This is a genomic window from Streptomyces sp. GL_148 (genome assembly GCF_057834205.1).
This window is the reverse complement of record NZ_JBYQMC010000003.1, coordinates 86,526-102,009: the sequence shown is the minus strand read 5'-3', so window position 1 is coordinate 102,009 and position 15,484 is coordinate 86,526. Positions and strand designations below refer to the sequence as shown.

The window sequence follows — 15,484 nt, the reverse complement described above, 5'->3', positions numbered from 1 at the left end:
CTCAGGAGGCCTTGGACTCGGCGTAGGCCTTCGCGTGCGCGAGGGTGGCGGAGCTGTTGGTGGACAGCGCCGTGTGCACGTACGCGCGGGCGTCGGCGACGGTGGCCTCGTCCCCGAGGATGCGCGCGATGTTCTCCGTGTTGAGGGTGACGGTGTGCTGCGAGGACGCGGCGGTGCCCTCGTCGGTCTCGGCGAAGATCCACTCGCCGGTGTGCAGGGTCATCAGCGCCGGCAGGGTGACCTGCTTGTAGGCGATCTTGTCGTGGGGGAAGACCACCCGGTACGACTTGGTGGTGTGCACCGAGCCGTCCTTGGCGCGGGTGTCCATCTCCAGCTCCTGCAGGCCCGGGGTGTCCTCCTCGAGGCGCACCACGGCCACGTGCGGGAGCCGCTCGGCCCACAGCTGGGCCTCGTTGATGAAGTCGAACACGTCCTTGGCGGAGCCCGCGACCTGGACGGTGTCGGTGAACGAGAAGGTCAGCTCCTCGGTCTGCGCGGCGTGCGCCGCCTCGACGTTGACCTTGAGCGCGGCCAGCTCGGAGGTGCTGTTCTTGTCCACCGCCCGCTGGATCCACAGCAGGTCGTGGGGATCGTCGTTGACGGCGCTGTAGTCGTGCAGCAGCCGGACGCGGGACTGCGCCTCGCCGAGCGGCTCGATGATCCAGGTACCGCCCATGTGCTTGACGGGCTCCGCCGGGACCTCCTGGCGGAAGGTGATGCGCAGGCCCTCCGGGTCCAGGGTGCGGCGCGAGGTCCAGTTCTTCGGCTGGCCGTTGGCGGTCGCCCAGATCCGGATCTTCTCCTCGGCGCCCTCGGCCTCGACCCGGTCCACGTGGATGGTGGGCGGGAAGATGCGCGGCCAGTTGGTCACGTCCGCGAGCAACTGGTACACGGCGGCGGCCGGGGCGCCGACGGTGATCTCGTGCTCGACCTCACGCGTGGTCATGGCGGGTTCTCCTCAGGTGGTGTTCGGTGGGTGCGTGGGGGCGGGCCCTGCTAGAAGTTGCCCAGGCCGCCGCAGACGTTGAGCGCCTGCGAGGTGATGGAGGCGGCGGTGTCCGAGGCCAGGTAGCCGACCAGGCCGGCGACCTCCTCCGGGGAGGAGTAGCGGCCGAGCGGGATCTTCGACTGGAACTTCTCGAGGATGGCGTCCTCGGAGGTGTCGTAGGCGGCCGCGTAGCCCTGACGGACCTTCTGGGCCATCGGGGTCTCGACGTACCCGGGGCAGACCGCGTTGACGGTGATGCCGGTGGGGGCCAGCTCGTTGCCCAGCGCCTTGGTGAAGCCGACGACGCCGTGCTTGGAGGCGGAGTACGGAGCGCCGAGGACGACGCCCTGCTTGCCCGCGGTGGAGGCGATGTTGATGATCCGGCCGCGGTCCTTGCCCCGCATGCCGCCGATGGTGAGCACCGCGCGGGTGACGCGGAAGACGCTGTTGAGGTTCGTCTCGATGACGTCCTGCCACAGCTCGTCGGCGATGTCGGCGGTCGGTCCGCCGCCGGACCGGCCGGCGTTGTTGACCACGACGTCGACGGTGCCGAAGCGGTCGACGGCGGCCTGGACGAAGGCGTCCACCGAGGCGGTGTCGCGGACGTCGACGACCGCGCCGTCCACGTCCAGGCCCTCGGCCTGGAGCTCCTTGACGGTGGCGGCGATGTTGTCGGCGTTGCGGGCGCCGATGAACACCTTGTGGTTCTGCGAGGCGAGCAGACGCGCCGAGGCGAGGCCGATGCCGCTGGTGGCGCCGGTGACGACGGCGACCTTGGGGGTGGCGTGCTGAGTCATGTCCGGGTCCCTTCAGGCTGCCGTGGCCGGGGCGGCCAGCTGCGTGTTGACGACGTCGATGAAGGTCCGCGGCGTGTGGGCGTCGTTGACGGCTTCCTCGTCGAGGGATATGCCGCACTCGCGCTCGATGAGGCTGCCGGCCTCCAGCAGGGCGAGGGACTCGTAGCCGAGCACGTCGAACTCGGTGTCGAGGATGTCGCCGTCCAGGTCGACGCCCTCGGTCACGCCCGCGGCCTCCTTCAGGATGCGCTTGAGGTCGTCGAGGGTGAACGCCTTGGTGGCCATGGTGGATGTCCCTTTCATCGTGATGCTGCGTGGGTGGTGGCGTACGGGCGGACGAGGCCGCCCTACTCGGCGGCGCGCACGACCATGGCGGAGTTGAACCCGCCGCTGCCGCGGGCCAGGACCAGCGCGCTGCGCACCGGTGCCGGGCGCGGCTGGCCCAGGACCAGGTCGAGCGGGTAGTCCGGGCACGGGTCGACGTGCACGGTCGGCGGGATGACTCCGTCGCGGATGGCCAGGAAGGCGGCGGCCAGGTCCAGCGGGGCCGCGCCCGAGTACAGGCGTCCGGTCATCGTCTTGGGCACGGTCACCGGGACGGCCCGGGCTCCGAAGACGGCGCTGATCGCCTCGGCCTCGATGCGGTCCAGCGCGGGGTCGCCGGCGCCGTCCGCGAAGACGACGTCGATGTCGCCGGAGTCGGCGCCCGCGTCGGCGAGGGCGAGCTCGATGGCCTTGCGCAGGCCCGGCTCGCGGCCGCTGCCGGGCCTGGGGTCCATCGTCGAGCCGTGACCGGCGACCTCGCCGTAGATGCGGGCGCCACGGGCGCGCGCCGCGTCGGCGTCCTCGGTGATGAGGATCGCGCCGCCCTCGCCCGGCACGAAGCCGCGGGCGTCGCGGTCGAAGGGCAGGTAGGCGCGGGCGGGCTCGTCGCTGGTGGACAGCCTGCCGGTGGACAGCTGGGCCACCCAGCCCCACGGGCAGATGGAGGCGTCGACGGCTCCGGTGACGATCAGCGCGGTGCCCTTGCGGATCTGGCGACGGGCGTGGGCGACGGCGTCGAGGCCGCCGGCTCCCTCGCTGACCACGACGCCGGCCGGGCCCTTCATGCCGTTGCGGATCGAGATCTGGCCGCTGTTGACGGCGTAGAACCAGGCGAAGGACTGGTACGCCGAGACGTACTGGCTGCCCCGGCCCCACAAGTTCTGCAGCTCGCCCTGGCCGAACTCGAAGCCGCCCGCGGCCGAGGCCGTGATGACGCCCATGTCGAACTCGGACATCTGCGCGGGGTCGACGCCCGCGTCCTGCAGCGCCCAGTCCGTGGCCACCAGCGCGAGCCGGGTGACCCGGTCGGTCTGCGGCAGGATGCGCGAGGGCAGGTGGTCCTCGGCGACGAAGCCGGGGACCTCACCCGCCAGACGGGCGGGGTAACTCGACGGGTCGAAGCGGGTGATCCGGCCGATGCCGTTCTTCCCGCCAAGAGTCGCCGACCAGTAGTCCTCGACGCCCAGCCCGTTGGGGGAGGCGATACCGAGGCCGGTGACCACCACCGACGCGGTCATACGAGGCTCCTCTCGGGGCTGGCGAGCACCATGGCGCTCTGGAAGCCGCCGAATCCGCTGCCGACCGTGAGGACCGCGTCGACCAGCTGGTCGCGCGCGTTGACCGGGACGTAGTCGAGGTCGCACTCGGGGTCGGGCGTCGTCAGGTTGGCGGTGGGGGGCACGAGGTCGTACTCCATGGCCAGGGCGGACGCGGCGATCTCAATGGAGCCGATCGCGCCGAGCGAGTGCCCGACCATCGACTTGATGGAGCTGACCGGCGTGCGGTAGGCGTGGTCGCCGAGGCTGCGCTTGAAGGCGGCCGTCTCGTGCCGGTCGTTCTGCTTGGTGCCCGAGCCGTGCGCGTTGATGTAGTCGATCGCCTCGGGGTTCAGGCGGGCTTCGCCGAGGGCGATGTTGATGGCCTCGGACATCTCCAGGCCGTCGGGGCGCAGGCCCGTCATGTGGTACGCGTTGGAGCGCGTGGCGTAGCCGGCGATCTCGGCGTAGATGTGCGCGCCGCGCTTCTTGGCGCTCTCCAGCTCCTCCAGCACGAAGAAGGCGGCGCCCTCGCCCAGCACGAACCCGTTGCGGGTGCCGTCGAAGGGGCGCGAGGCGCGCTGCGGATCGTCGTGGCGGGGGGTGGTGGCCTTGATGGCGTCGAAGCAGGCCATGGTGATCGGGGAGATCGGGGCGTCCGAGGAGCCGGCGATCACCACGTCCGCCGAGCCCTCGCGGACCAGCTCGACGGCGTAGCCGACCGAGTCGAGGCCGGAGGTACAGCCGGTGGAGACCACGGTGGAGGGGCCCTCGGCGCCCACGGCCCAGGCGACCTCGGAGGCGAAGGAGCTCGGCACCATGTGGTTGTAGAGGTGCGGGACCGCGTAGGTGTGGTCGACCAGGTCGAGCCGGCCGCCGTCGCTGACGACCCGGTACTCCTCGTCGAGGCCCATCGTGGCGCCGACCGCGGAGCCCACGGTGACGCCGATGCGGTGCGGGTCGATCCCGCCCAGCTCGATGCCGCTGTCGGCGACCGCGCCGCGCGAGGCGACCACCGCGAACTGCGCGGCCCGGTCCAGGCGGCGCACCTCCTGCGCGGTCAGCCCGTGTGCGTACGGGTCGAAGTCGATCTCGGCGGCCACCCGGGAGCGGAAGGGCGAGGGGTCGAAGAAGGTGATCCCGCGCGTGGCGGTGCGGCCCTCGCTCAGCAGGTTCCAGAACTTCTCCTTGCCGACACCACCGGGGGCGATCACCTCGATTCCGGTGATGACAACGCGTCGGCGGGTCACGCGGGCGTCTCCCAGCTGTAGAAGCGTGCGGCCATCGCGTCGGCCGGTGAGCGCCAGGTCTTGGGGTCGTAGGCCTCGATGAAGGGCTTGAGGTCCTCGCTGATCCCGACGAAGCGCGGGTCGCTCTTCGCCTGCTCGATCAGCTCGCCGCCGTTGTCCTCGTCGAAGTCCTGGAGGTGGAAGTACAGGCCCCGGTACGAGAACAACTGGCGGCGCCGCGTTCCCATGCGCTGGGGCATGTCCGTCGCGTCGAATTCGGAGAACAGCTTTGCCACATCGGCGGACGAGGCTGCTGCCATCCGGGCGACAATCAACGTGCTGTGCATACGATTTGGCTCCTCAGCGTGTGCGCGGGAGAGCGCGGTGCAGGCGCGGCCTGCGTGGCCTGAAAACGCCACCGACCTCGACGGTCCCGCCTGGCGATAGCGCGCCGCACGGGGGATTCTCGAATTCCGCCGGAGCGGGGTGCGCCGCGCGACTTCTCATGGATGGGGGGCGTGTACGCGGGACGCCCGGCTCCCCGAGCGGGGTGCCGGGCGTCCGGGGCCTTGCGGTCCCGTCTTGCCGTGGGGAGCGCTCCGGTTCACTCGCCGGCGGAGCGGGAGTGCACCACGGTGTACGAGTTGATGTACGGGGCGCCGGAGGAGACGGCGGCGATGCGGTTCTGCGCCTCCTGGCGCGCCGCGGACTGCTGCTCCGAGGCACGGTCGCGGTAGGCCTCGTAGGCCTCCTTGCTGTCCCACTGCGCGTAGGAGACGACGAACTTGCCGTCCAGGCCGCGGGCGCGCAGGCCCTTGAGGACCACGTGCGAGCGGAAGCCGGGGACCTCGGCCAGGAACTCCTGGCCCTTGCCGAGGGCGTCGATGGCCTCGTCCTGGCCGTCGTCGGTCACGGAGAAGACGCCGAGGACGGTGTAGTCGTCGCGGTGCGGGCCGATCTCGACCTTGCCGCCGAGGGCGTCCGAGGTCACCGTGTGGGCGACCTCGTTCTGGAGCAGCTTGATCGAGGTGGTGATCTCGCCGAAGACGGGGAGGGTGCGGTGCTTGAACTCCTCGCCCTCGTAGCGCCGCTCCAGGTCCTCGCCGCTGCGCCACTGGATGAAGTTGCAGGTGCCCAGGCTGTCGACGCCCGCGTGCACGGTGCTGTTCATCCAGCCCTCGTACGTCGCCGCGTCGACGATCTTCCGCATCTCCTCGACCAGGCTGTCCTGCTTCTCAGGCGCGTCGGTGGTGAAGAGGTTGAGGACGGTCAGGTGCTTGTCCTCGAGGGAGATGAAAGCCATTTTTGTTCGCTTCCTATGGAGGGTACGGACGGGCGGGACGGGGCGCGCTCAGTTGGCGGGACCGAACCAGCGGGTGAGAGCGTCGGTGAGGCCTTCGGGGCCGGCGCCTTCGGGCGCGAGCCAGGCGACGTAGCCGTCGGGGCGGACGAGGATGCCGGCCACCGGGGCGTCGCAGTCGGGCTGGTCGGCGCGGACCACCGGGGCGCGGTCGGCCCAGCCGGCGGCCGCCTCGCGCAGACCGTGGTCGCCGCCGATTTCGAGGAGCACGGCGCGCCCGGCGTTCAGCAGCGCGAAGACCGAGGTCTTCTCGCCGTCGACGACGAGTTCCCGGTCGGGCAGGCGCCGGCCGAGCAGCGGGTGGTCGCCCGCGCCGACGTCGTGGCGGATGTCGAGGCCGGTGACCATGCCGACGAGGTGGCGGCGGACCGATTCGTGGTGGTCCACCAGCTCGGCGAAGACCTCGCGCATCGGGGTGATGTCGTCGCCGCCGAGGTAGAGGATGCGCTGGGCGAGCGTGTTGGTCAGGATGCGGGCCCCGACCGGGTGGCGCTCGGCGTGGTAGGTGTCGAGCAGGCCCTCGGGCGCCCGGCCCTGGATGTCCAGGGCGAGCTTCCAGCCGAGGTTCACCGCGTCCTGGACGCCCGCGCTCATGCCCTGCGCACCGATGGGCAGGTGGATGTGCGCGGCGTCGCCGGCCAGGAACACCCGGCCGCGCCGGTACTCGGCGGCCTGGCGGCTGTTGTCGGTGGTGGAGCTGACCCACAGCGGCGTGGCGCCACTGATGTCCTCGCCCGTCAGGCGCTGCCAGGATTCGACCACCTCGGCGAAGGTGATCGCCTCGGGGCTCTTGCGCAGCGGCTCGGCGCTGTCGAAGTAGATGACGCGACTGCGGTCCGGGCCCATGGGAATGACCATCACCATGCCGCCGGGGACGCGCTCGCCGCTGAAGCGCGGGCGCAGCGGTACGCCGGCCACGTCCGCGAAGCGCAGCTCGAGGGACGGCTCGGTGCCGGGGAAGTCGATGCCGGCGAGCTTGCGCACGATGCTGCGGGCGCCGTCGCAGCCCACCACGTGGCGGGCGCGCAGGGTGAGGCTGCCGTCCGCGCCCTGCGCGGTGACCGTCACGCCCTCGTCGTCCTGGGCCAGGCCGGTGACCTCGACGCCGCGGCGGATCTCGGCGCCCAGTTCGCGCGCCCAGCCGCCGAGGACGCCTTCGGTACGGGCCTGCGGGATGCCCCGGGCGCCGTACGAGCCGCCTTCGATCACCTGGTAGTCGAGCGGGACGCCGCCGAAGTGGCCGACCGGAATGACGCCGACCTCGCCGAATCGGGCTATCAGGCCGCGCTGGGCGAATTCCTCGATGGTCCGCGCAGAAAAGCCGAGCGCCCGTGATTCCTTAATTGGCTCGGCAAGTTTGTCAAGGACTATCACCGAGGCTCCATTGAGCCTCAACTCGCCTGCGAGCATGAGTCCGGTGGGCCCGGCTCCCACAACAATGGCATCTACATCAAAGCTGCTCATCCCGCCTCTTCCCACTGGTGTTCGGCTAGTATCGCGAGGGGCCGGGCGGGGCGTAAAGAGCGAGTGATACAGACCTTCGACAAATCAATGACAGAAAAGCGTCGCCAATGTCAGATCTTTGTCAGGCGGGCTTGCCCGGACGGGCCGGGCCGGGCGAATCCTCAGGGATGACCTCCACCGAAATCCTCGAAGAATCCGGCACCGCAAGCCTTCTTGTGGCGGCCCTTTTGAACCGCTATCTGGTCTCCCTCGACGACGAAGAGCTCGACGACGCCTGGGCGGCGGAGCTGTTCACCCCGGACGCGGTGGTGGCCTTCCCGCCGATGAGCCGGCACGAGGGCACCGAGGGCATGGCCGAGTTCCACCGCAGGGCCCTGTCGGCCTTCGCCGCCACCCAGCACCTGGGCTCCCCGGCCGTGGTCGTCCTGGACGGGGACCGGGCCACCCTGCGCGCCAACCTGACCTCCACGCAGGTGCACCACCCGCGCCACGTCCCGCCGCAGGGCGTGCTCGCGCCGCTGTTCACCACCGGCACCTTCGTCAACGGCGAGGCCCTGCGCACCCCCGCCGGGTGGCGGCTGACCCTGCTGTCCTTCCGCCTGCTGTGGGCGGACGGCACACCCCCGCCGGCCGCGTAGGCGCGCGGTACGGGTGAGCGCGCGGCGCGGCCGGGAGGGCTGCCGCCGCGCGCTCGGGCGCCGGGGCCGCGGTGGGGCGCAGGCCTGGAGCAGGTACTGCTCGGGTGTTCAGGTGTTGCTCAGGTGTTGAGGGTCAGTACCCGGTCGACCTCGATCTCGATGACCACCCGGCCGGGCGGGTTCGGCGGCGCCGACCAGTACCGCTTGGCGTACCGCTTGACTCCCTCGGCCACCCGCCCGGGCTCGCGCACCACCGTGCCGGGGCCCTCCAGCGTGACCCAGGCGAAGCCCTGTACCTGGCAGATCGCCACCCGGCCGCCGGGGTCGGCCAGCAGGTTGCGCGCCTTGCGCGAGGAGGCGACGGTCATGACCCGGACCAGGCCGGCCGTCCCGTCCCAGGTGAACCGTACGGGCGCCGTGTGCAGCGTTCCGTCGGGCCTGACGGTGGTGAGCACGCCCACGTGCTCGGGGTCGTTGAGGAACGCCTCGACCGAGGGCGACACCTGGGGTGCGCCGGCGCGCTGCTTCGACAGCGACATCGATTCCTTCTTTCGCTGGGACCGCCCGACCGGGGCTGGAGCGGAGCTATGCGAGGGGTCGGGTTCCGCTCGGAACCGTCTGGTTCCGGCCATGGGTCACCCAGGGGGCCGGGCCGCCGGGGCGGCCGACGGCCGGATCCGCACCCCGTACGGCGAGCCAGACGACACGGCGCAGCCGCGCGACGCGAACGGCCAGGTGAGCGGAGAGGTGGGTGGAGAGGTCGGTGGAGAGGTGGGTGGAGAGCTGAGTGGAGACGGGGTCGGCAAGGCGGTCGACCGGTGGGGTTCCGTAGGACACGGGCTAGTCGATACCGCGGACGATGCTGAACTCCTCGTGGAACTCCGCGTCGTCCTCGTCCGCTCCGGCCAGCCGCAGCGGCGGCGCGACCCCCACCGGGACCAGGCCGAAGAAGTACATCTCGACCTCCCGGAGATCTTGCCTGATGTCGTAGGTGAACATGGGCGGCTCCTTCACGATGAGTCGCCCCACGGTGTCAAGACCCGCTAGGGATCCGCTCGACGTCGGATCGATCGCCGATCGAGTGAAGGCGGAAGCGGGCCGCCCGCTGGGCGGCCGAGCCGCGCCGCTGGGCGATCCGCGGCGGCTCGTCCCCTTCGAGGATGGCCAGCACCTGGGCGAGCGTCGTCTCGGCGCCGGTGGCGGGCAGTTCGCGCAGCAGCCGCGCGCAGTGTCCCACCAGACGGCCCGCATCGGCTCCGGACATCCGGGACCGGTCGTGTGCGGCGGTCAGCGTCAGCGAGCCGTCGGGGCCGCGGTGCGTGAGCAGGGCGACGGGGAAGGCGGTGTGCGCGCCGCTCGCGTACAACGGCTCGATCCGCACGCCGTGGTCGGCCAGCCCGGCGCGCAGTTCCCGCGGCGGGCGCGGCACGCTCCCGACGGCCACCAGGCTCGCCAGCAGCGGCCCGCCGCCCGCGGCCCGGCCGGTCCACTCGTGGATCTGCCCGGCGGAGACCCACTCGTACGCCGCCATGTCCAGCGCGCGGTCGCGCAACACCGTCAGCAGCCGGCCCAGCCGGTGCGCCGGATCGACCTGGACGGACATCGGCAGGCAGTTGCGCATCGGCGCGGGCAGCCGCTCAACGGCCTCCAGGGCGATGCCGCGCCCCGAGACGGTGACGCCGAATCCGACCTGCGCGGGGCCGCTGACGCCCGCGCCGCGGTAGAGCAGCATCGCCCAGACCGCCTGCAGCGCAGTGGAGTCGGGCATGGCCAGGGCCGCGGCCCAGCGGTGCAGCCGCTCGGCCTCCCGGGCCGACAAGCGCGCCTCGGCGCGGCCGCATCCGCTCTCCAGGGTGTCCGGGCCGGGCGCGGCGGGCAGCACGGCAGGCGCGCCCTCGGGTACCGTCCGGGTCCAGAACTCCCGTGCCGGGCCCGGGTCCTGGTGCTCCAGCCAGCGCGCCCAGTCGCGGATGTCGGGCCGCCTCTCCCCTCCGGGCAGCGCGCCGCCGGCCAGATAGGCCCGGTAGAACTCGTCCAGCAGGACGAACACGCTCCAGGCGTCCAGCAGTCCGTGGTGGAAGGTGAGCAGCACGCGCGTGGCGGGTGCGTCGGGCGCCGGGTCGTCGACGAGGGTGACCCGCAGCGGTCCGGGGCCGCGCAGGTCGAAGCCGCGCAGCCGGTCGCGTTCCACCAGCTCGTCCCAGTCGACGCCGCCGGCCCGGTGGTGTACGACCTCGGCGGCGGCCCGGTCGTGCAGGACCACGCGCGGCCACGGCTCCCAGTCGACGGCGGCGCGCAGCACCGTCTCCCGGTCGGTGACGGACTGCCAGGCCGCGGTGAACCGTTCGGTGTCCAGCGGCCCGCACCAGCGCCAGGACAGCTGCTCCACGTGGCGGCCGGTGCCTCGGTGCTCCAGTGAGTCCAGCAGCAGGTCGTGCTGCCACCAGGTCAGCGGCAGGGCGGAGGCTGCCTGGCGGCCGCCTCGTCCCCGGCCCGTGCGCGGGCGGCTCGACCTGGCCATGCGGTCGCCCTCCTCCGGTCCCGATCCTCCCGTACGGGGCCCGGAACGCCGGACGGCCCGGGGAGCGGGGCGCCCGAGGGCGCGGTACTCCCGGGCCCACCGTGGAGCAACCCGCTGCCGGGGAGCTGTCGATGCGCTGACGCGCCTCGAAGTCCGCCACAGAACGCCTCAAGGCCCGGACCCGGGCCGCGGGTCAGCTCGCGCTCTGGTTCATCGCCGACAGGAATCCCTGGTCGAGCATGGTCCCCACCGACGTGTCGTTCGCGGTGGACAGCCCCGCGTCGTGGCAGGCCGTGCTCAGCAGGTAGCGGCCCATCACCGGGTGCGTGGCGAAGCCCCACTCCCCCCGGGTCGCCGCGCTGCCGTCCGGGGCGTGCAGCCGCGCGCCCCCCGAGCCGGACTGCTGGAAGCCGAACTCCTTGAAGCCCAGCCGCAGCCCCTGCCCGAGTGCCTTGCTGTACGCCTCCTTGAGGGTCCACAGCTTCAGCGCGTACGGGACCCGCTCCGCCTCCGGCATCCCGGCGATCTCCGTCATCTCGGTCGGGGTCAGGATCTGCGCCTCCAGCAGTTCCAGCCGTACGTTGCGGTTGGCCAGCTCCACGTCCACGCCGATCCGGCCCGTGCGGCTGAGCCCGACGGCCATCAGGTCGCCGGTGTGGGACAGGCTCAGCTCGATCTGGTCGAAGCCGCGCAGATAGGGGCGCCCGCCCAGCCGGTAGGCCAGGTCGAGGTACTCGGGCGGGATGCCGAGCGCCGCCGCCGCCGTGTACTTGATGAGCAGCCGGGCGGCCGCGAAGCGGTAGCGCACGGTGGCGTCGGGGGTACGCCGGTAGCGGTCCCAGTCCGGCCCGAGCAGCTCGCGCAGCCGGGGTGTGGTCAGCACGCTGGGGAGCCATTCGCTCCAGGTCGTGTGGACCACCGCGTTCCCGAGCCCGGTCAGGTTCTCCTTCACCCCCTGCCACGGACCGTGCGGCCGCGGCACACGAAGGGGGGCGGCGCATCTCACCTGGTCCATCGTCGTCTCCTGCGTGTAGTGCCGTCCGTCCCGGTCCCGCGGGGCGGACGGCGATCTGGCCGGGGCGTTCGTCCACCGCCCCGACACGTCTGCGGTGCCGTGACCGGAAGGCGGGTGGTCGGGCGGCCGGCCGGTCGGGCCGCCGGGCCGCGCCGCCGAGCCGTCGGGTGAGGTCACCGCACGCCTCAACCCGCCAGCGCCGTCCCGTACAGGTCGAGGCTCCGTCCCTCCCGGCACCGCCCCAGCACCTCACCGAGCACCGAGCCCACCACGCCCTCGGGAAGGTCCGGCACCACCGCCCCCAGCCGCCGTGCGATCCGGCTCAGCGCGAGCACGGCCCAGGCGGGCTCCTCCAGGAACGATCCGGTCCCGGCCTGCCCCTCCCACATGCCGAGCACCGCCGCCGCCGCGAGCACCAGCGCGTACCGGTCGGCCAGCGCGCAGGCCTGCGCGTCGAATCCGGTGCCGCCGACCGGCGCGCTCAACGCGGCGCACCGCGCCCTCAGCACCCGCAGCTCCGCCACGAACGTCTGCGCGAGCCCCGCCAGCACCGCGTGCGGCGACCCGTCGGCGTACCCGGAGCGCCCCTTCGCCAGCCGGGTCGCCGCGCCGACCAGAGTCGCCGTCAGCAGGTCGTCCGTACCGGAGTGCGCGAGGCGCCGGTGGTCGAACGGGGGCAACGGCGCCCCCGGTTGGAACAGCCCCGCCGGCGGCTCCGGTGTCTGGAACCACGCCGTGCGCGCCAGCGCCGGCAGCTGCGGCACCAGCACCGCCTGGCACACGGCCGTCCCCGCGTGTCCGAGACCGGCCACCGGCAGATCCCGTACGAGCTTCTGGAAGCCGCCGTACAGCGGCCCGCGGTCGTAGCCGCGGGCGCCGAGCACGGTCGCCAGCTCCTCCAGGTCCTCCCGCAGCAGGTCCGGCATCGTGTACTTGACCGCGGCGGCCAGCAGGTAGGCGTCCTCCGGCAGCAGGCTCATCGCCCGCAGCCCGGTGACGGCCATGCTGTCGCAGGCCAGCAGGTCCGCGAAGACCCCGGCGAGCACCTTCTGCCAGCGGCGGGCGGGCCATCCGTCGGGCCGGTTCTCCACGGCTGCGTGCACGGCCTGGCGCAGCACGCTGTCCACGCCGGCCAGCACCACGCCCGGAATCAGGCAGTGGCTGATCTGGAAGCTGCGCAGCGCCAGCGACACCCCTTCGCCGGCCTCGCCGACGAGTGCCTCGGGTCCCGCGGCCACATCGGCGAATTCGAGTCCGGAGAAGTGCGCGCCGCGCATGCCCGGCATCTCGACCCTGCCGAGCCTGCGCACCTCGCCGGAGGCGGGCGGCTCGGGGCCGAGCAGCAGCACGGAGTGGCTGCGCGGTCCGTCCTCGCTCGCGGTGCGCGCGTACATGACGAAGGCCTCGGCGCGGTGGGCGTTGATGACCACGTCCTTGTGCCCGTTGAGCACCCAGCCGCCGTCCGGGCCGGGCCTCGCCTCGACCTCGTTGCGCAGGATCGCGTTGGCGTGCGCCACCTCGCGGTGCACGATCGTGACCCGGCCGCCGTCGAGGAGGTGCGCGGCCAGCGCCCGGCGCTGCGGCTCGTCGCCCGCGGTCCACACCGCGCAGGCGGCGAAGAGCGAGGTGATGCCGAATCCGTAGCCGAGCGCGAGATCGCGGCGGAACAACGGGCGTAGTACCCGAGCGAGTTCCTCCAGGTCGGTGAGCCGGCCGCCGAGGTCGTACGGGACGAACTCGGCGCCCAGGCCCGCTTCGGCGAGCAGCGCCTCGGTGGCCGCCGGGGCCTCGCGGGCCTCGTCGGCGCGCAGCAGCGCCAGGTGTCCGTGCGGGTTGTCCGGGTCGAGGGGGTCGCCGAGGGCCGCCTCCAGCCGGGCGGCGCGCTCGGACGCGGCGGCGGGCGCCGCCTCACCTTTGTCCCGTACGGGTGCGTGGGTTTCCCGTACGGGGGCCGTGGTGTCCTGGACCGCGGTCACAGGACTCGGACCGAGTCGATGGCGTACTGCGCGGCGTGGCGCAGTACGGACAGGCCTGCCTGGCCCATCGCCTCGCGCACGTGCCGGCCCGCGGCCACCGCGTCGGTGCCCTCGCCCAGCACGCTCTCGATGTTCTCCTCGCACAGCAGCACGTGGTGCCGGGCGGTCAGGGTCACCCCGGACTCGTCGGGTTCGACCGACCATTCGCCGGTGTGCGCGGTCAGCAGGGGCGAGGTGCGGGTCTGCTTGTAGCAGATGCGCTGGGCGCCCGGGAAGCAGATGCGCACCGATTCGGTGCTGTGCGCGCTGCCGTCGACGGACAGGCTGCCCATGGACATCACTTGTACGCCCGGCTCGTCCTCGACCAGGTCGAGCCGGTTGACGTGCGGGAGTTCGGCGGGCCAGTCCCGCGCCCGGTATAGGAAGTCGAACACCAGCTCGCTGGGGGCGTTGACCCGTACGGTGTCCTCGAAGGACCACACCAGGTCGTCCAGACGCGTCCAGCGCTCGGCGAGCTCGGCCAGCCGGTCCAGCTGGGCGCGGCTGTTCTCGAGGGTGACCCGCTCGACCCAGGCCACGTCTTGCGGCACGTCCCCGGTGACGGTGAAGGAGTGCTCCAGGGTCACCTTGGCGGCGTACTCACCCAGCGGTACCACCGTCCACACGCCGCTCATGGACTGCGTGGGCGCGGCGGGCAGGTCGTGGGTGAACGCCACGCGCAGCCGCTCCACGTCCAGGTGCCGGCTGGACACCCAGGACTTGACGCTCTCGCCCGCGGTGACCCACATGCGCAGCCGCTCCCGCGTCCCGTCGAAGTCGAGCTGCTCGACATGGACGCAAGGCGCGAAGAACAACGGCCACCGGGTGGCGTCCGCGATCAGCCCGTACATCACTCCGGCCGGGGCCGCCGCGATCACTTCGTGGACCGTGCGGTGCACACGCGCATCCGACATCTTCCACACCCTCCTCATTGGTACGCCGGCCGGCTCCGACCGGCGGCGTCCGGGCTGCGGTCCGGGCTGCGGTGCCGCCGTACCGGCGGGGCTCCGACCCCCGCCCGGCACGGTGCCACCACTGCGCCGGTGCCCTCACACCGGCGAACCCGTCCGCCTGCCGCTGAGGGCCGCCGACAGACGTTGTCGGGCGGCCCTGGGCCGACGGCCGTGCCCAAGACACTGTCCGGAACGGCTCGCAGACCGCACGGGCTTGACTGGAGCGCGGCTCCAGCCGCCCGCTGCGTCCGCCTCGATCCGAAGGCCCGGCCTCCCCTTTTGCACGTGCGCCGGCGTGGGCGTACGTCGCCCCGGGAGGGTCCGCCCCCTCCGCTTGAGCCGCCCGCGAGCCCGGCCGCCGAGACTCTCCGGGCGGAAGCTCGGGCGGCGTCGACCTGACGCACGACGCCTCCGGCGTCCCGGGGCGGCTCCGCTTCCCCGGCCCGGCTCGCGACCGCCGCTGCCGCCCACCCGGCCACCCCCGTCCTGGTGGGCGGCTCCGGCCTGCGCGCCGCCGGGGTCCTTACCGCGGTTCGGCTCGAGTGGAGCCCCGCTGCACCGCGCCCGGGCATGCACCCGGGATCCAGCCGCGTTCCGGCCGTCCGCGTCGGCTACTCGACCACGGGGGCGGATCGTGACCGCACGTCCCGCCCGCCCGCGCGGCGGCGGCCGAACGCCCTGGAGGCGATATGCACGCCCTGACAGCCTTTGTGCGCGCCGTGTGGGAGGGGCTGATCGCCCTCGGGCGCCTGCACGCCGTGGGACAGGTCGGGCCGGAGACCTGCCCGGCCCCCGGCCCGATGTGGGACGCGCCCCCGCCGGGACACCCGGACCGGATGCGGCCCGACCTGCCGCTGACTCCGCTGGAGCGCCGGCTGCGGCGCGAGCTACGCCGGTCCGCCCGTGCGGACGGACTGCTGTAGC

17 protein-coding genes are annotated in these 15,484 nt (G+C 72.7%); 2 read left to right on the top strand and 15 right to left on the bottom strand.

Annotation, left to right across the window (positions count from 1 at the left end; genetic code table 11):
- Position 1: 1 nt before the first annotated feature.
- The 8 genes from AC3IYI_RS42835 to AC3IYI_RS42800 form a co-directional block, all read right to left on the bottom strand.
- On the bottom strand, positions 2-946 hold the full coding sequence (locus AC3IYI_RS42835) for an aromatase/cyclase (protein WP_489412374.1): 945 nt from the start codon (positions 944-946) through the stop codon (positions 2-4).
- A 50-nt stretch (positions 947-996) separates the two neighbouring features.
- Positions 997-1,785, bottom strand: a complete 789-nt coding sequence (gene fabG, locus AC3IYI_RS42830; protein ID WP_489412373.1) for a 3-oxoacyl-ACP reductase FabG — start codon at positions 1,783-1,785, stop codon at positions 997-999.
- Between the two features lie 12 nt (positions 1,786-1,797).
- On the bottom strand, positions 1,798-2,070 hold the full coding sequence (locus AC3IYI_RS42825) for a phosphopantetheine-binding protein (RefSeq protein ID WP_489412372.1): 273 nt from the start codon (positions 2,068-2,070) through the stop codon (positions 1,798-1,800).
- 62 nt (positions 2,071-2,132) lie between these two features.
- Positions 2,133-3,347 carry a ketosynthase chain-length factor gene (locus AC3IYI_RS42820; protein WP_489412371.1) on the bottom strand — a complete coding sequence of 405 codons (1,215 nt, stop codon included), beginning with the start codon at positions 3,345-3,347 and terminating at the stop codon, positions 2,133-2,135.
- Entirely contained in the window at positions 3,344-4,615 is a 1,272-nt protein-coding gene (locus AC3IYI_RS42815) for a beta-ketoacyl-[acyl-carrier-protein] synthase family protein (protein ID WP_489412370.1), read from the bottom strand. The genes AC3IYI_RS42820 and AC3IYI_RS42815 overlap by 4 nt, the downstream gene beginning before the upstream one ends.
- Entirely contained in the window at positions 4,612-4,941 is a 330-nt protein-coding gene (locus AC3IYI_RS42810; RefSeq protein WP_489412369.1) for a TcmI family type II polyketide cyclase, read from the bottom strand. The genes AC3IYI_RS42815 and AC3IYI_RS42810 overlap by 4 nt, the downstream gene beginning before the upstream one ends.
- 257 nt (positions 4,942-5,198) lie before the next feature.
- On the bottom strand, positions 5,199-5,897 hold the full coding sequence (locus tag AC3IYI_RS42805) for an antibiotic biosynthesis monooxygenase family protein (protein ID WP_489412368.1): 699 nt from the start codon (positions 5,895-5,897) through the stop codon (positions 5,199-5,201).
- A gap of 48 nt (positions 5,898-5,945) precedes the next feature.
- Positions 5,946-7,418: an FAD-dependent monooxygenase gene (locus AC3IYI_RS42800; protein WP_489412367.1), complete on the bottom strand. Its 1,473-nt coding sequence runs from the start codon at positions 7,416-7,418 to the stop codon at positions 5,946-5,948.
- A gap of 167 nt (positions 7,419-7,585) precedes the next feature.
- Between AC3IYI_RS42800 and AC3IYI_RS42795 the strand changes: the two genes are divergently transcribed.
- On the top strand, positions 7,586-8,056 hold the full coding sequence (locus tag AC3IYI_RS42795) for a nuclear transport factor 2 family protein (protein ID WP_489412366.1): 471 nt from the start codon (positions 7,586-7,588) through the stop codon (positions 8,054-8,056).
- Positions 8,057-8,175: 119 nt separating this feature from the next.
- On the opposite strand, the gene AC3IYI_RS42790 is transcribed toward AC3IYI_RS42795, so the two are convergent.
- From AC3IYI_RS42790 to AC3IYI_RS42760, 7 genes are all read right to left on the bottom strand, one after another.
- Entirely contained in the window at positions 8,176-8,595 is a 420-nt protein-coding gene (locus AC3IYI_RS42790; RefSeq protein WP_489412365.1) for a pyridoxamine 5'-phosphate oxidase family protein, read from the bottom strand.
- 46 nt (positions 8,596-8,641) lie between these two features.
- Entirely contained in the window at positions 8,642-8,893 is a 252-nt protein-coding gene (locus tag AC3IYI_RS42785) for a hypothetical protein (protein ID WP_489412364.1), read from the bottom strand.
- Between the two features lie 3 nt (positions 8,894-8,896).
- Positions 8,897-9,055, bottom strand: a complete 159-nt coding sequence (locus AC3IYI_RS42780) for a hypothetical protein (RefSeq protein WP_243336509.1) — start codon at positions 9,053-9,055, stop codon at positions 8,897-8,899.
- Between the two features lie 34 nt (positions 9,056-9,089).
- Positions 9,090-10,577, bottom strand: coding sequence for a condensation domain-containing protein (locus AC3IYI_RS42775; protein ID WP_489412363.1), 1,488 nt, complete (start codon positions 10,575-10,577; stop codon positions 9,090-9,092).
- Between the two features lie 193 nt (positions 10,578-10,770).
- Positions 10,771-11,592 (bottom strand): 4'-phosphopantetheinyl transferase family protein, encoded by an 822-nt coding sequence (locus AC3IYI_RS42770; protein ID WP_489412362.1) that lies wholly within the window; start codon positions 11,590-11,592, stop codon positions 10,771-10,773.
- 185 nt (positions 11,593-11,777) lie between these two features.
- Entirely contained in the window at positions 11,778-13,568 is a 1,791-nt protein-coding gene (locus AC3IYI_RS42765; RefSeq protein WP_489412361.1) for an acyl-CoA dehydrogenase family protein, read from the bottom strand.
- Positions 13,565-14,521 carry an aromatase/cyclase gene (locus AC3IYI_RS42760; RefSeq protein WP_489412360.1) on the bottom strand — a complete coding sequence of 319 codons (957 nt, stop codon included), beginning with the start codon at positions 14,519-14,521 and terminating at the stop codon, positions 13,565-13,567. Before AC3IYI_RS42760 ends, AC3IYI_RS42765 begins: the two co-directional genes overlap by 4 nt.
- A gap of 728 nt (positions 14,522-15,249) precedes the next feature.
- Between AC3IYI_RS42760 and AC3IYI_RS42755 the strand changes: the two genes are divergently transcribed.
- Entirely contained in the window at positions 15,250-15,483 is a 234-nt protein-coding gene (locus AC3IYI_RS42755) for a DUF6059 family protein (protein WP_489412359.1), read from the top strand.
- Position 15,484 lies beyond the last annotated feature (1 nt).

Excerpts from the sequence above, each read along its gene's own strand:
- AC3IYI_RS42835 (WP_489412374.1), bottom strand. The coding sequence starts at position 946 with ATGACCACGCGTGAGGTCGAGCACGAGATCACCGTCGGCGCCCCGGCC.
- fabG (WP_489412373.1), bottom strand. The coding sequence starts at position 1,785 with ATGACTCAGCACGCCACCCCCAAGGTCGCCGTCGTCACCGGCGCCACC.
- AC3IYI_RS42825 (WP_489412372.1), bottom strand. The coding sequence starts at position 2,070 with ATGGCCACCAAGGCGTTCACCCTCGACGACCTCAAGCGCATCCTGAAG.
- AC3IYI_RS42820 (WP_489412371.1), bottom strand. The coding sequence starts at position 3,347 with ATGACCGCGTCGGTGGTGGTCACCGGCCTCGGTATCGCCTCCCCCAAC.
- AC3IYI_RS42810 (WP_489412369.1), bottom strand. The coding sequence starts at position 4,941 with ATGCACAGCACGTTGATTGTCGCCCGGATGGCAGCAGCCTCGTCCGCC.
- AC3IYI_RS42805 (WP_489412368.1), bottom strand. The coding sequence starts at position 5,897 with ATGGCTTTCATCTCCCTCGAGGACAAGCACCTGACCGTCCTCAACCTC.
- AC3IYI_RS42800 (WP_489412367.1), bottom strand. The coding sequence starts at position 7,418 with ATGAGCAGCTTTGATGTAGATGCCATTGTTGTGGGAGCCGGGCCCACC.
- AC3IYI_RS42795 (WP_489412366.1), top strand. The coding sequence starts at position 7,586 with ATGACCTCCACCGAAATCCTCGAAGAATCCGGCACCGCAAGCCTTCTT.
- AC3IYI_RS42790 (WP_489412365.1), bottom strand. The coding sequence starts at position 8,595 with ATGTCGCTGTCGAAGCAGCGCGCCGGCGCACCCCAGGTGTCGCCCTCG.
- AC3IYI_RS42780 (WP_243336509.1), bottom strand. The coding sequence starts at position 9,055 with ATGTTCACCTACGACATCAGGCAAGATCTCCGGGAGGTCGAGATGTAC.
- AC3IYI_RS42775 (WP_489412363.1), bottom strand. The coding sequence starts at position 10,577 with ATGGCCAGGTCGAGCCGCCCGCGCACGGGCCGGGGACGAGGCGGCCGC.
- AC3IYI_RS42770 (WP_489412362.1), bottom strand. The coding sequence starts at position 11,592 with ATGGACCAGGTGAGATGCGCCGCCCCCCTTCGTGTGCCGCGGCCGCAC.
- AC3IYI_RS42760 (WP_489412360.1), bottom strand. The coding sequence starts at position 14,521 with ATGTCGGATGCGCGTGTGCACCGCACGGTCCACGAAGTGATCGCGGCG.
- AC3IYI_RS42755 (WP_489412359.1), top strand. The coding sequence starts at position 15,250 with ATGCACGCCCTGACAGCCTTTGTGCGCGCCGTGTGGGAGGGGCTGATC.